This is a genomic window from Salinicola sp. JS01 (assembly GCF_030284585.1).
In the GTDB taxonomy this organism is placed as follows: Bacteria; Pseudomonadota; Gammaproteobacteria; order Pseudomonadales; family Halomonadaceae; genus Salinicola.
The window spans coordinates 3,722,640-3,737,089 of sequence record NZ_CP127244.1; the positions used below are offsets into that span (position 1 = coordinate 3,722,640).

Annotated in this window: 11 protein-coding genes and 2 pseudogenes; all 13 read right to left on the reverse strand. The window is 52.2% G+C overall.

The window, feature by feature from the left end:
* Positions 1–17 precede the first annotated feature (17 nt).
* The 13 genes and pseudogenes from QO259_RS16860 to QO259_RS16920 all read right to left on the reverse strand — a co-directional run bounded on the left by QO259_RS16860 (position 18) and on the right by QO259_RS16920 (position 14,436).
* Positions 18–536, reverse strand: coding sequence for a hypothetical protein (locus QO259_RS16860; protein WP_285950841.1), 519 nt, complete (start codon positions 534–536; stop codon positions 18–20).
* Positions 487–807: a hypothetical protein gene (locus tag QO259_RS16865; RefSeq protein WP_285950842.1), complete on the reverse strand. Its 321-nt coding sequence runs from the start codon at positions 805–807 to the stop codon at positions 487–489. Before QO259_RS16865 ends, QO259_RS16860 begins: the two co-directional genes overlap by 50 nt.
* Before the next feature lie 403 nt (positions 808–1,210).
* Positions 1,211–1,996 (reverse strand): DUF6708 domain-containing protein, encoded by a 786-nt coding sequence (locus tag QO259_RS16870; protein ID WP_285950843.1) that lies wholly within the window; start codon positions 1,994–1,996, stop codon positions 1,211–1,213.
* Between the two features lie 317 nt (positions 1,997–2,313).
* Positions 2,314–3,261, reverse strand: coding sequence for a DUF6708 domain-containing protein (locus QO259_RS16875; protein ID WP_285950844.1), 948 nt, complete (start codon positions 3,259–3,261; stop codon positions 2,314–2,316).
* Positions 3,262–3,264: 3 nt separating this feature from the next.
* Positions 3,265–5,643, reverse strand: a pseudogene (locus QO259_RS16880) (T6SS effector BTH_I2691 family protein); the annotation flags it as partial.
* Positions 5,644–5,679: 36 nt separating this feature from the next.
* The gene (locus QO259_RS16885) at positions 5,680–6,345 is read right to left on the reverse strand and encodes a DUF6708 domain-containing protein (protein WP_502949155.1); all 666 of its coding nucleotides are present in this window, start codon (positions 6,343–6,345) and stop codon (positions 5,680–5,682) included.
* A 294-nt stretch (positions 6,346–6,639) separates the two neighbouring features.
* Positions 6,640–7,164, reverse strand: a complete 525-nt coding sequence (locus QO259_RS16890) for a hypothetical protein (RefSeq protein WP_285950847.1) — start codon at positions 7,162–7,164, stop codon at positions 6,640–6,642.
* A 145-nt stretch (positions 7,165–7,309) separates the two neighbouring features.
* Positions 7,310–8,347: a DUF6708 domain-containing protein gene (locus QO259_RS16895; RefSeq protein ID WP_285950848.1), complete on the reverse strand. Its 1,038-nt coding sequence runs from the start codon at positions 8,345–8,347 to the stop codon at positions 7,310–7,312.
* A gap of 27 nt (positions 8,348–8,374) precedes the next feature.
* Complete coding sequence (locus QO259_RS16900; RefSeq protein ID WP_285950849.1) at positions 8,375–8,881, reverse strand: hypothetical protein; 507 nt, start codon at positions 8,879–8,881, stop codon at positions 8,375–8,377.
* A 31-nt stretch (positions 8,882–8,912) separates the two neighbouring features.
* Positions 8,913–9,654, reverse strand: a pseudogene (locus tag QO259_RS16905) (IS30 family transposase); the annotation flags it as partial.
* 92 nt (positions 9,655–9,746) lie between these two features.
* Positions 9,747–10,781 (reverse strand): DUF6708 domain-containing protein, encoded by a 1,035-nt coding sequence (locus QO259_RS16910; protein ID WP_285950850.1) that lies wholly within the window; start codon positions 10,779–10,781, stop codon positions 9,747–9,749.
* Positions 10,778–13,525: a T6SS effector BTH_I2691 family protein gene (locus tag QO259_RS16915; protein ID WP_285950851.1), complete on the reverse strand. Its 2,748-nt coding sequence runs from the start codon at positions 13,523–13,525 to the stop codon at positions 10,778–10,780. The genes QO259_RS16910 and QO259_RS16915 overlap by 4 nt, the downstream gene beginning before the upstream one ends.
* A complete protein-coding gene (locus tag QO259_RS16920) occupies positions 13,522–14,436 on the reverse strand; it encodes a DUF4123 domain-containing protein (RefSeq protein ID WP_285950852.1) in 915 nt (304 codons plus the stop codon). Before QO259_RS16920 ends, QO259_RS16915 begins: the two co-directional genes overlap by 4 nt.
* Between the last annotated feature and the right edge of the window lie 14 nt (positions 14,437–14,450).

A 14,450-nucleotide genomic window follows, 5' to 3' on the forward strand; every position in this document is an offset into this window, starting at 1 on the left:
CGCGAAGCTGCCCTGCATTATAGGATTTGAGTGATCTCAAAACGTGCCGCCAAGATCTCGAGCAACATCTCCCGATCCTCGGCTGTCAGCATGTTCATGGCGAACGCCATCTTGCGAGAAGATTTTTCTAATTTATCGTCGTGATAACGATAATGCACCAGAAGCACCTTCTTCTTGCGTTCGATACGCTCCACTTCGCTGTCGAGAATCGTGCGAGTACGCGCCAAAGGGGCCGGCTGGAACACAAGATAGTCGGCTCCGATACGAGCAACGGGAGAGAAGTGAAACCAGCACGCCATGCCCACCATAAGCCCGCCCATTCCTATGGGTGCAACGGGAGCGGTGGTAAAGCTCACCGCCATGAACAAACCAAGCGCCAGGGCAACACCACCAACACCCAGCATCAGGCGCGCTTGTGTTTTGGCGTAAAATTCCTGCCCTTGTGAAATCGTCGACACGTTGCTTCCCTCGATATCCGAATGCGTTTCAGCGTGAGTTTTCTTCAGCCAGCGCGCGGCGCTTGTCGAGCGAGGCATCATCTCTCCGGCTGCTGGCACGGCGCGCCCCGTAAACGGTTATCAGCCCCAGCGGGACGAAGCAGATAGAGCCAATGATCACGAGGATGAACCCTGTCTTGTGCTTGCCGCTCCACAGCATCAGCGCGCCCAACAGAGCCACTAGCCAAGAGGCCCCGGTCAGGTAGATCAAGACATCCGGCACGGACTCACCGGGCTCCATATAGAGGCCATTGATCAAACCCAACCACCAAAGGGAGGTAATCCCCAACCCCAGAAAGACCGTTTTCATAGCGCTCTCCAACAAATAAAAGACTGACACACCCTGGCGAGCGGCAAATATTATCAGCCCTGCACTGACCCGCAACCAAAAATTTATTTAAGACACAAGGCACGCAGAGAACAGCCTTTGCATCATCCGACTTGTAGAAGATGCTGCGAGGCTCGCACTCGAGAACACTTACGACGGCTTCCACTGTCTCAGACTGATCCCTTCGCAGCCCGACAAAAAACCCAAAAATCACATACAAGAAACGCTTTGATACTTCTCAGGAAGCAACTCAGCAGTACTTGAAACGCAAAACCACGCTTCTTTAAACAGTCTTCCCAAACCTCCCGACCCGAACACAGTCCTATAGCGAACACCACCATCCAAAAGCGCCCAACATTTTCTGACCACACTCGAAAAACGATCTTTAACGATTAGAAAGCACTATCTCCGGGCCACACTCATCGATAATCTCTTGAGACCACTGCGGCACTTTGCAATACTTGCAACAGAAGTAATGCCCCGCGCCACCAACCACCTTGGGAATAAAGGTGACCACACTCATCAAAACAGACAACAGCTTAATGACTAGCGATTTTGACTTCACCTTAGGGTCAACGACTTCCATTGCCTGCCTGAAACTAGGCTTGAGGGAAACATAGTCGTCTTCTTTGGGCTCATCCAAGCTACTAATATCCTGCAAGGTCATAAACTGACGAACATACTCGAATTGGTAGCTCAACCAACGTTCCGTCATGCTTCCAGTAACATGACCCAGATTAATCATTTCTTCGCCAATAGAAAAGCTATCCAGCACACCATCGTACTCGCTCAATACATAACCGCGCACCTCATAGTCGCGTCCCTCGGGCCCGCCTGCCCGTTTTGGCACGATACAAAAGGTACAGCGACGCCAAGGATAGGTGACAGGTTGGCCATCATGAATACTAAAAAAGTGAACATTCCCCGTGCGACGATTAAATGCAACAGGAGATATAGCATAGCCTTTAACTTCTTTCCAAGCCAGCCAAAAAAAACCAAAAGCTAAAGGCAATCCCATCAGTGCAAAAACAGGTATCACCCACAAAGGCATGTGGGTGTAAAATGGAAAGCTAGCAAAAAAAAAAGAAAAGGCACAAAACAACCACCCCTCCCCCCCCACACCAGCCAAGATAAACCCCTCTCCGCTCAAACTCAGAATCGGCGACTTCAAGCACCTCGTTACTATGTAATAGTGTGAGACGAGTAGGCCGAGCATCGTCAGCAGCCGGTCCATCTAGAGAGAAACGCCGTTCCTTACCGTCAGCAGGAAGCTCGAATTGATACTTAGGTATCATCCCCAGGCTTTTCAAAACCTGAATTCGCCTTTTCATATGCCTCACCATGGCGTCGTCTGACTTCTCGGGCATCCAAGCACATGGGAAATGCCCACACTTGAATGTGGGGCATGCGCCAGGGTTTTTAACAAGCAAGCGAGGCGAACCAGCACCCAATATTACTCATGCTAGCTCGCCCTACAAAACGAGATCTCTAGCGATTAGAGAGAACTATCTCCGGACCACACTCATCGATGATCTCTTGAGACCACTGCGGCACCTTGCAATACTTGCAACAGAAGTAATGCCCCGCACCACCAACCACCTTAGGCACGAATATTACAACATTAATAAAAGCAAAAAGAAACTTAACCACAAGAGACTTTGGCTCAGCCTTGGGTTGCACCAAGTTCATGGACTGTTTGAAGCTGGGCTTGAGGGAAACATAATCCTCTTCCTCAGGCTCATCTAAGCCACTTATATCCTGCAGTGTCATAAACTTACGAATATACTCATAATGGCAACTAAGCCAGCGCTCTACGAACCCGTTAGACCTTCGCCCTAGATTGATAACTTCTTCTCCGATGGAGAAACTATCTATAACGCCATCATATTCGTTAAGAACGTAACCACGCAATTCATGATAACTTCCCTCAGGACCACCATTTCGCTTGGGCACGATGCAATATGTACAACTATCCCACGGATAAGTCACCGGTTGACCGTCGTGGATACTAAAGAAATGCACGTTACCCGTGCGACGGTTAAAAACAACGGGAGAAATGGCGTAACGCTTAATCTCCTGCCAGGCCAACCACAAAACGCCAACCGCAAGAGGCAAAATTATCAAGGCAAATATAGGGATTGCCCAGAAGGGAGCGAGAGGATAAATAAATGGCAAGCTTGCCATGGCTAGAAACCAGGCAATCAATCCGCCCCCGACCACAACCCCCAAACTCAGATAAAGCCCTCTCCGCCGGAACTCAGAATCAGCAAAACTCAGCAGGCTACCGCTAAAAAACAAAGTAACTCGAGATGGCCAGGCTTCTTCAGCAGCTGGACCATCAAGGGGAAAGCGCTTTTCCCTGCCATTAGAGGGAAGTTCAAATTGATATTTAGGAAGCATCCCTACGTTTTTAAATATCCTATCACGCTTCGTCATGTGCTATCCTCTAAAGACGCCTTCAAGATCTTTCTGAGATTCTTCTATAGTCAAAAACCTTTCTCCACCACCATAAAAGCAATGGCTTAGCCATTGCTGCGCCTTTGAATCCAGCAGCAGGCCTATTAGAAAGTTAATAGCCAAAACGGCCAAGATAAAAAGCACGCCAAGCAATGAGAACACACCAGAGGCTATCGCAATGTAACCAAGAGCGATACCACCTGCAGCCGAAGCCCCATAAAGAAAAGACAGCCCCATATTCCCCTTTTTAAATTCTTCGAATGCATGTAGCCCATCGTATACAGCAAAGACGAAAGCCACGCCCGCGCCTAAGGCGCGACCAAGCACACCAATACCGCTCGAAATATTTAGTACACGACTTGAAATTCTTCGCCCTGCTGACTCCAGACCTTTAACACCCGCTTCTACTGTCTCGCACAGGCCACCGACGACACCGGCCAGCGAGGCCCAGAACTTGACCGACAGCTCGCGGCGGCTGAATGAATTGGCACTATCCAGTGCCTTGCCCGCGTAGTACCAGGAGATGCCCGAGAAGAACAAGGAGACCGCATTCATTCTAACTTCGCCATTCATGGCTTGCTGGAAGCCCGGCATGATGCCTTCGCGAATGTTACGCGGGGTCAGAACGATAGGTTCACGAGAGCGCAAGATTCTCTCCGCTGTCGAGCGCCCGGCCCCCTGGCCGTCACCGATTGCCGCCAGGCGTGCGCGATCCACGAAGACGAAGTGCTGAGAGCCGAGCTGGTCGTATTGGCCTGTTCTTTTTAGCATCTCTCGCAGCGCACGCTGCATCTGAAGTCGACTGGGCCGTTTGTTCGCCGGGATGGCCAGACGCATTTCCTCGGCCAGAAGATTGACGAACTGCGTAGGCGTGCCCCTCAAGGGGCGCTCCACAATCCATTGATCGGTGGAGAACATCGATGCCATCAGATAGATGTTCTTCGCAGTGCCGTCGACACCCTGGGAGAGTAACTTGGCAACCGGCGCTCCGGAATGATAGATCAGTCTGGTGAAGGCGTTGCGCCCCGCGGTTTCGCTCGTTTCCGGGTTCAGCATCGCTTTGGCGCTTTTCTGCCATGCGGCGTTGAATTTGTCGAGAATCGTTACAGCGCTTTGTACGGTCAGGGGCGGCGCGCTGTCGATCTCCGCCAGGTGGTCATCCTGGTTATGCCCGAGGCTTCGTAGCAACGGGTTTTCAGGGTCGGTGGGGTTACCCGCACTCGCCCATGTCCTCAGTATTTCGGCACACTCCTCCCGATCAGCGGCATCGTCGATGCAGTCAACGAAGTGGTTGACGTAATTCACCCCGGAATCGAGTTCGTCCGTCCGATAATCCGACGAGAAGATCCTTTTCAGATCGGGAGAGTCCAGCCAGGTCGCGTGATCTTGAGAGAGTGGTATGTCTATCGACTCGGAATCGGCTTTGAGAGTTTCCTTGACACTTTGATAGTCGTCTTCGATTTGCTTGTCAGTCCGCGCCAGGAACTTCTGCCCTTCCCGGGTTTCCTCCCAGGCAGCCTGCCGGACCTCCTTGATACTCTCATCGGTCAGTCGCTCCGAGCTCGCCTCTTTGTGCGCTATCCTGGCTGCAATAATGTCGTTTTCTTCTTGTAATTCATCTCTGAATCGCAACTGTTGCTCACTCGGGCCTGCCATTTCGATCCGTGCGTTGATTTGCTGCAACTGTAGCTCATTGTATTCCAGCATTTCTGGATCACGCAGCAGCACGGATTGCCGTTGGCGCTTTTCGGCTTGGTTCCCCACTGACTCGCGTATGGTTTGTATCCCCGCCCAGGATGATAGCCGCCAACTGAAACGCTGCAGCGACGCTGACACCGCCTGAATCTGTTCGGCATTGAGCTCGACGGTGATACCCCGCGGGTCATGGGTTGCGAAGAGAATGGCGCGACCCTGCGATTTACGCTCGGCTGTCTCGACCAGATCGTCGGCTTCGATGGCGCGCCAGTGAAACGGATAGACGGATTCGAACTCAGCGGTGTTGTGCGGATCATCCTCATCGGCCACGGTGCTGCGAAAGCTTTGCCACGCGTTGTGCCGATATTCGCTCACCCAGTCACTCACCGCCGACAGCGGCGCGGTGTGTGGCTGGCCAGCGGCGGGGGAGATACACAGAGACGGGTTGAGCGGCTGCATGCGGGTCGCGGGGTCCTGAGCGATGCGATCGCGCACGGTTGCGTCCCAGTCGGTATCCGAAAATGCCAACCAGGCCTGGGTGATCTTTTCTGGCTGGCTGATGGTCACGCAGCGCGCCATCTGCCAGTCGCTGGAACGTCGGCATGCCTTGCTTTTTTCCATGCTGGGCGTCAGTTGGCCATCGAGCGGTATCGGCATGAAGTTGCTATCGCTGGTGACACATTGTGAACGCGCGCTAGAAAATTACCGCTTAGGAAAAACCTCTTCTCCGCATTCATTAATCACCGCCTGTGGCCACTTCGGCAGACGGCAATAGCGACAGAAGAAATAATGCCCCACAACCTGAACGCTGAAAGGAATCAAAAAAATCACGCGCACTGCCGAATAAATAAAATGAGCTTTCTTGCCGTCAGATCTCTTTGAGCGGGGCTGAAAACGGTGCGCCGCCTCAGACAGGCTTGGCCGCAAATCAAGACGCCCCGAGACAGGCTCCACCGAATCAGGACCTTCTTCCATGAAGCGCCGCACATATTCGAAACGAGCCGAAAGGTCATCGATCATTGCTTGGCGAGCACTATCACTATTGGAAATCATATAATGATAGTCATCGAACGAGAAACTATCTTTGACGCTACCATCATCATGGAATAAGTACCCCTTGAGTTCGTAATAGTAGCCCTCGATACTTCCAGCAGAATAGGCAAGGCAGAACGTGCACTCATCCCAGCGACAGGTTTTTGGTTGAAAGTCGACATCACTAACGAAATAATTTTTTTTAGAGCCATGGTTAAATATTGTGTACTGAAGACCTTGGATCTTTAGCTCGCTTTTCGCAGCAAATAAAAGGGGGGTAAGAAAACAAAAGACCAAGAAACGCCATAAAAGACAGTGCAACGACTCCACCAGCATCAACTTCAACGTCGTAAATCCATGGCATTGCCAGCGGGAAAGATAGAAAAAAAACTAGCAATACGATTCCGCCTAGTGTGCCCCAAGAAACATACAGCCCTCTTTCACGGAACCAAGACTCTGACAACACCAAACAGTTACTTTCCCGAGCACAAACAAAGTCAGGCACTTTGACTTCTCTGCCACACTCCTTTACGTCGAAAATATGCGATTTTGAAAATACTGAAAAACTATCTCTGTTTTTACCAAGAACACCGACTGCCTCAAGTATCTTTTGCTGAGCTTTGTTCATGATCAGTTTTCCAATACCTTCTGTAGTTCTTTGTCACTTATCTTGACACTAGGCCAGCGGTCCTCACTACCATAAAAACAGTGTTTCAACCAGATCTGCGCCTCACTATCTTTGATCGCCTCTATTAACAAAGCCACACCTAAGGCAATCATAAATATCAACCCCGCCCAGCCAGCGAAAAATCTAACAAAAATAGACATAAAACCTAAAAGCGTATTCACCGCTCCCGATAAGAAGTAAAGGAAAGCCAATCCTCTGTTTCCCTTTCTAATGTTTTCTGCCATATTTTTGAAATCATAGTACGCAAACCCCCAGGTGGCTCCGGCCCCCAGGAAACGTCCAAAACGTCCATACCACTTTGCTCGTACTACCGCACTTTCTTGACTATCCGCACTGATACTATTAACAGCAATTGCCCGCTGTATACCCGTTTCAGCAGTATTCAAGACGCCACCGATCAACCCAACGCCGCTGGCATAATAGCGCCCGGCGGCTTCTTCGTCGGCAAAAACATCAGCGTCTTGCATGACGTCTCGCGCAAACAATGTAGATACTGTACTGAACAGCAGCCCCACAGCCGCTATACGCGCGCAACTATTGACAAAGAGTGCATATTTATCAACATCCCCAGACTCCCGAAGCGTCAACCTGCCGAAAGTCGGAAAACAATACTCACATGGCATTCGCCATACTGGTGATCGTTAAGTAAATAGCACTAAGGGCGACCGCACTACCAATCACAAACCAGATCACCGGCCATGGGCCTTCAATAAAAGCAAGCTTTTTGTTGTGACGCCAATCCTTACGCCAAGAATCATCATCATCAACCTTGCACTCCTGCTCTATTTCCTGTGGCCAACGTGGAACACGGCTCGTGTACATGGCAATCATTCGCCCCCAAGTAATCACCGCCCAAATTGGGGACATCAATGTCTGTGCAATGAAAGGTGAAAAAGCCGCTATGCCAAAGCCTCGAACGATACCGAAATAGATGCCTTCTCGGCGTTCACCAACCGGCATACAAAGTTTGGTGGCCTCATAACTCCTTTCAACACCATTGCCGCCTTCCATATAACCACGAATATATTCCCACAGAGGAGGGAGACGATCCTCGTCACCGAAATATGGATATCCCAGCGTAAAAGTTTCCCGAATTGTCAGGCCATCCTCATCCAGGATGTGAGCGCGTATATCGTGAAACCTGCGGCCCATTAAGGGTACATAGTGACTATCTTTGCAAACAAAAAGATCATCCCAAGATGCACGGACAATATCTCCATTAGGCTTGAAGGCATACACCATGCGATTTTTTCTATTCAGCCGAATAGGATAATGTGTTTTTCGAAAAGCCTCGAAGTGAACAAGGTAAAGAAACGCGAAACAGAAAACTGCCATTAGAAGCACTGTGGCAGCTATTAAGGAAGTTGCAACCCCTCCTTTCACATCCGGAATCGCATTTATAGACATTATAGCAATGGCAAAAGCAGGGGCTGCTCCAATAACACCATAAACCACCGCATGCCCTTTGTCGGCATACCACCGATCAACGAGTTCTAGATACGTGCTATTGATGCGAATTACGGAGAGATCATCACAAATGCATTCACTCGCCTTTTTTCCTTTCTCAAGGTGATTCTGCCTCTCTTCATCAGATAGCACACGATCGACTTTATATTCCCACTTATATGGCCCCAGCCCAGTAAAATTCATGCCCCCCTCCTGTTGTTGGGCAAGAGCTTAAAATGCATCTGTTTCTGCTCTTAAGCTAGAAAACCTATCACCGGAGTCCTCGACACCGAAATAGCATCTCTCCATCCAGTCTTGCAGTTCACTATTAGACCATAGTGCAATAAAAATATTAACCACTATCACAACGGCCGCAAACAAAAAGCCCACCCCCGTTGCGCTAAATATAGTCAGAAAGACAAATGCACCAAGCCCGGTAACGGCTGATGCCAAATAAAGCACTGCCATCCCAGTCTGACCTTTTTTCAGCTTGTCAACAAAATTATACCCATCCCAAAATGCCATAACTGCCGCTGCCGCAAAGCCTAGTAATCTCCCGCCAATCCGGAACACACCTTGCCAGACCTTGCCGGCTTTCTGTGCCAGTCGTCCGCCCATCCGACTGGAGCGCTCCAGAATGGCATGTCCCGTATCCGCAACCGAACCAGCGGCACCCGCAACCAACGCCCCAAAACGCCATTGTGTCTCGGTGCGCTCGTGAGTAGTAGCCTCGTCCATGGCTTGGCGGTCTCAAGTTCCAAGTGCAACGCTATTGAAGGGTGCTCGGTCTAGCGACAGATTTCTTGAGCACCTCGGCATAGACTTCCAGCGGCGTGCGTCAGTCCAGTGTCTGGCAAGGCCGCGTGTTCAGTGAGTCGGCGATCTCGTCGAGCTCTTCCTGGCTGTAGACGGAGAGATCCGAGCCCTTCGGCAGATACTGCCGCAGCAGCCCGTTCGTATTCTCATTGGAACCCCGCTGCCACGGGCTATGCGGGTCAGCGAAGTAGATCGCCGTGCCGGTCTTCTGCGTGATCTCGGCATGCTTCACCACCTCTCTGCCCTGGTCATAGGTCATGGACAGCCGCAGGGCTCGCGGCACCTCATTGCCTTATTGAGCTTATCGCTGAAGCCAACGGCCGCCGTGGCCGTGGCCGTGGTGCCATCCACTTTCGCCAAGATCACCAAATGTGTGTGGTGCGCTCCACCAGCGTACCGACGGCGGAGCGATTGTTGGCACCCATGGTGAGGTCGCCCTCCCAGTGGCCAGGCATCAAGCAGTCTTCGATCTCAGGCGGGCGCATGTGGAGGCTGACCAAATCGGGAATCTGCTGGCGTCGATCCTTGCCACGACTGCGTGAGCGACGCTTGCCGTTGCCCTGCCGCAGGCAGGCGATGAGCGCTTTCTCGAGACTGCCGCGGGGCATCACTTAGAGCGCGTTGTAGATGGCCTCATGCGAGACCTGCCGATGTGAATCGTTGGGAAACATACGCTTCAGTGTGCGGGCTATCTGCTACGGTGACCAGTACTTGCGCAGCAAGTAACCCACCACCTATCAGTTCGGTCGCCAGGTCAGCAGCCAGTGTGCCCGAATGGACAAGGAGCTTACATAGCATGCAACAGACTTGTCACTGCATAGTAAGTGGCGACACCCCAAAATATACTGCCGATAACAAATCCAATTACAGGCACCATGCCTTGCTTGAAAGATAATTTTGGATTATCTCTCCAGTCTTTGAAATAAGGATCACTATCGGCAACGCTGCACTCAGCTTCTACAGATTCCGGCCAATGTGGCACACGGCTCGTATACATGGCAATCAAACGCCCCCAAGTAATCAAAGCAAAATATGGAGAAAAAGGTAGCTGAATTAAGTACGGAGCAACAGCCGCGGGACTAAACCCACCAATTATTCCATACCACACGCCCTCCCGACGCCCACTGATAGGCCAACAAAACTGAGTCAGCTCATAGTTTTTCACCACCCCTTTATCCTCTTCCATATACCTCCGAACGTATTCCCAAAGATCTACAATTCGTTCTTCTGCTCCCGAGTGCGGCATGGCCAGAGTAAAGGTGTCTCGAATAGTTTCGCCATCAGCATCAAGGACATGAGCGCGGATGTCATAATCCCTTTCACCTAAAGGAGACTTGCTTGAGGCCTTGCAAAAAAACAGATCATCCCAAGACACCTTAATAATCTTCCCGCTGGAATTAAAAGCATAAACCATTCTATTTTTTCTATTAACTCGAATAGGGTAGTGAGTTTTCCGAAACGCCTCAAGACAAATCAAGCAAAAAAAACAAATCGCTACAAGCGAAAAAAGGAAAGAAACCGCAAGCCCAAACCACATCGCAAAAGAGCCTTGCCTTTCCAAAGCAGCAACCAGCATTAGAACCGCGCCCAAAACAAAAGGGGTCGCACCCATAACCCCATAAACTACGGCATGCCCCTTGCTAGGATACCATCGGTCAACCAACTCCATGTAAGTACTATTAAGACAAATTACAGAAAGGTCATAATCAGGCTTTTTGCTAGCTGCACCTTCCTTATGAAGGCAGTTCCGCCTCTCCTCATCACCTAATGGACGATCTGTCTTATACTTCCACTTATAAGGGCCTAGACCGGTGAAATTCATGATTTTTCCTCTGCTTGCCCGGCGAGCGCCTCAAACGCCTCAGCTTCTAGTTCCAAGCTGAAAAACCTCTCATCGGAGTCCTCGACGCCGAAATAGCATTTCTCTATCCAATCCTGAACATCATTATTACTCCAGAGCGCAATAAAAATATTAACCACTATTGCCGCAGCAGCCAGCAAAACACCAACACCGGTCGCACTTAAAAGCGTCAGCGCTATAAAGGCACCGGCTCCAGTGATCGCTGAGGCGCTGTAAAGCGAGACTAGGATCCAATTACCCTTTTTGAACTCTTCATAAGCATTATATATATCCCACATAGCCATAATAGCCGCGGCGGCAAAGCCAAATGCCTTGCCAAGCCCTCCAGCGGCCCTGCGCAATATTCTCCCAAGCCCTTTGGACAGTCGACTAGTCACACGGTTTACTCGCTCCATAATGGTATGAGCGATATCTGCCACTGAACCGACGGCACCGGATACCAGAGCACCGAAACGCCATTGCGTTTCGGTGCGATTCTCGGCAGTCGCCTCATCCATAGCTTTTCCTTGGGCCCTAAGTGCCCACATGCCTAAGACTAAGCTGACAATACCTAGCTGAGTGTTGCGATCCCCAACAGAGCCCCAAACCGAGCCTTGAGTTCGGCGCCATTGATTATAATCCATGACCGTATCACCAACTCGATTTGCAATTGTACGATCATCGGCAGAGGTGTCAATTTCCTCAACGGAGAGCGTATCAAACACAATTGAAATATCAAAATTACCCTTACCGAGCGTTTGCATATTACGGTAACTGCCACGCGTCTGGATCCGCAGCTTTTCTTTTAGCAGGGTTTGGTCGGCACCTTGCAAGGCAGGGTTAACACGCTGCATCTCTGCGATAAGACCGTCGATGGCGTCGTCGACATGCCCAGACACACGCGTATGGGTTACCTTGCGACCCGAAATAACACCCAGCGCAATCAGCGCCGGTCGAACTGTTTGCTCATCCAGCGCGCTCAACATGGGCGCCATAACAGCACCTAGAAGTCGACCGGGAGCCGCTTGCGTGTCCGGGAATTGCTCAGTAGCAGACTGGTAGCTCGCCACCAGCCCAGTCCAAGATAATGTGGCGACTTGATCAATCTTCAGTTTTGGCGCTGCCTGTGCATTGACAGCGTTACGCACTACTTTCAAGTTGAGCAGGAAGCCACGCAATAACCAGTTATCATCAGTAATGCTGGGCGCAGTCAGCCACTCCAGATACTTTTCAAAAGCAGGGCCGTACTGCTGCGTGTCTTGGATGCACAACACCACTGTATCAGTAAATGCTTGCCCTGATTCGGCATCTTCGTCGTCAAAGTGGGCTTCGAATTGCTTTTGGATGGAAGATCCTGTCAGCCAAGCTTGGTGGGCATGAACCAGTGGCAACATAACGTTCTGATCGAAACGTTCCTGCTCCGGCTTGAACTGCGTCTGCTTCCAGAATTCAGGCTGGCCATCTCGTAAGCGACTACGGTGTCGCTCCCAAGCATCATCGGCTTCCCGTTGGAGCTCCTCAGGAGTGATTCCCTTGGAAACCTCTTTCCGTGCTTTATCACGCTCATTCTTGTAAAAGTCTGTTCCCGCTTCTCGGCTTGCTTCCAGACGATCATGATAGGCATGGATACGTTGCTGCTCTTCCCAGGAAGGCTGCCCAGGACCGGCGAAGATAGGCCGATGCAGAGGCCCCGAATCCACCCTCTTGTCGATATAACGGAATTGGGCTTGCTCACGGATGGCGGGTTCCAACGCGTTGAGCGTGGCTGCAGTAGCTAGAGGCCAGCGTCGTCCATCACTGTTCATGAATTCCTTCAAACGCACTGCCATCAAACCAGCCAGATCCGCAGCAATCCCCACCGGGTCTTCCAGCGCGACCAGCATGGGTGCCATATCCAGCGGCTCGGCCTGCTTTTCCGCCCATCGCTCCAGCCCCTCGACCTGCTCTTTCATGCCATGGAAGGGAAATGGGCTGAACTCGAAGGCGTGTCCTTCCTGACGCTCCCAGGTTCCCGAAGCGCCGGGTCGCCATGTGCCGGATGTACCATGTCTTTCGGGCGGCGCCCAGACACGTCCGGCCTCGGCGACGATGTCCCCCAGTTTTTCCAGCGACTCCGCGTAGGGTGTACTTCCGCCACGCCATGCCGCGAGCGAGATCTGGCGCATGTTGTCACGCCGCTGGTTCGCATTCGTCGCGTGCTCTTTCCACACCCGCTTGGTCCATGCCCCATCGGAAAAAGACAGATAGACCTTATCGGCCTTGTCAGCATCGGGAACCATTACGCAACGCCCAGGATAGGCGTGCGAGGGATTGGCGGCGCAGGCAAACTCCTGCTCGTCGGCAGGCGGCTGCAAGCGGCCATCGATGGGCTGCGGGCTATCGGGGTCGATCGCTATCACCTCGTCATGAGAGACGTCGACATACTCGATCAGGTAGCCCTTGTCGGTAACGATATGGCCAATCCAGCGCCCACGCGTCTCATTGAAAACATAGAGAAAGCCGGCGCGTAGCAGCCTGAGCGTATAGCGCTGCCCCTGGGGTAATGGCATAGCGGTAAGGCTTTCATCGCGCAAAGCACCGCTAACCTCGGGACCAGGAGGATGCCCGGCCTGATCGCCACCATCGGTTCGCGTCACGGCATAGCGCAGCGGCAAGATCGGCAATCCGCTGCGCTGGCATACGCGACAGTTGGCGATCGACTGTACGTCCTCGGATGCTTCACTCATGTAATGGTCTCCAGTTCCCGTGCCATGGCGAGTAACGACTGAGCTGAAAGGTCTTCACAGCGGCGTATGTAGCTGCCCTGTGTCTCGACCGTCTGATCGAGGCGCCGTCGCATCTCGGGGTGATCGTGAATATGGGGGTGAAAACGCGCGGCTTGCTCGGCGTAGAGCTGGCAATCCTCGGCAGTTGCAAGGCCGATTTGCTGCGCCTGGACAAGCAGGCCGTCCAACGCCTGGTAAGCATCGAATGAGGCCACGGCCTCAGGCTTCAGCATGGCCAGCCGGTCGATGACGGCATTGAGCGAGGCCATACGATCGATGCATGACCACTGCACAGCGGACAGCAGCGGTACACGAATCGCCAGGTCGGGCACCTCGTTGCGCGCGAGCGCATGCCATTTGCCGTGCTGATCCGGCCAACGCCAGCAAGTGATAGGGCCCAGCAAGCGATCCATGCTCGCGGTCTCGAGCAGCCAGCAGAGATGGCGAAAGACTCGAGGATCATAGTAGCGCAGCCACCAGCGTCTTCGGCTGCCGGGGCGGGCCTGTTCGAGCGTGAACCGGAAGTGCTCGACTATCTCTTCGGTGTCAGCATCACTCTGCAGCAGAGCAGACAGGAAAGCGCGACCGCGCTTGGCATACTGCTCGATCCGCTGGGCCAGATGTTCACGCTGCGTCAGCGAGAGCGCCTCCAGGCAGATCAACTGGGGCAGCAGCGGATCGCGCACCTTAACGCTCGGCGTTCGCAACGTCCGGCCATCCAGATCGTCGCGATCGCTGGACGCGACATGTAGCGGGTTCAACAGTGCATAGCGATGCTTTCCTGGCTGTAGCCAGTCGAGATCGAACGGCTTGGACGCACCCACCCGGGCGGCTGGACGACACTGCGTTGAGAACGTTGTCTGACGCTCCATGATGTCGGTTCCTC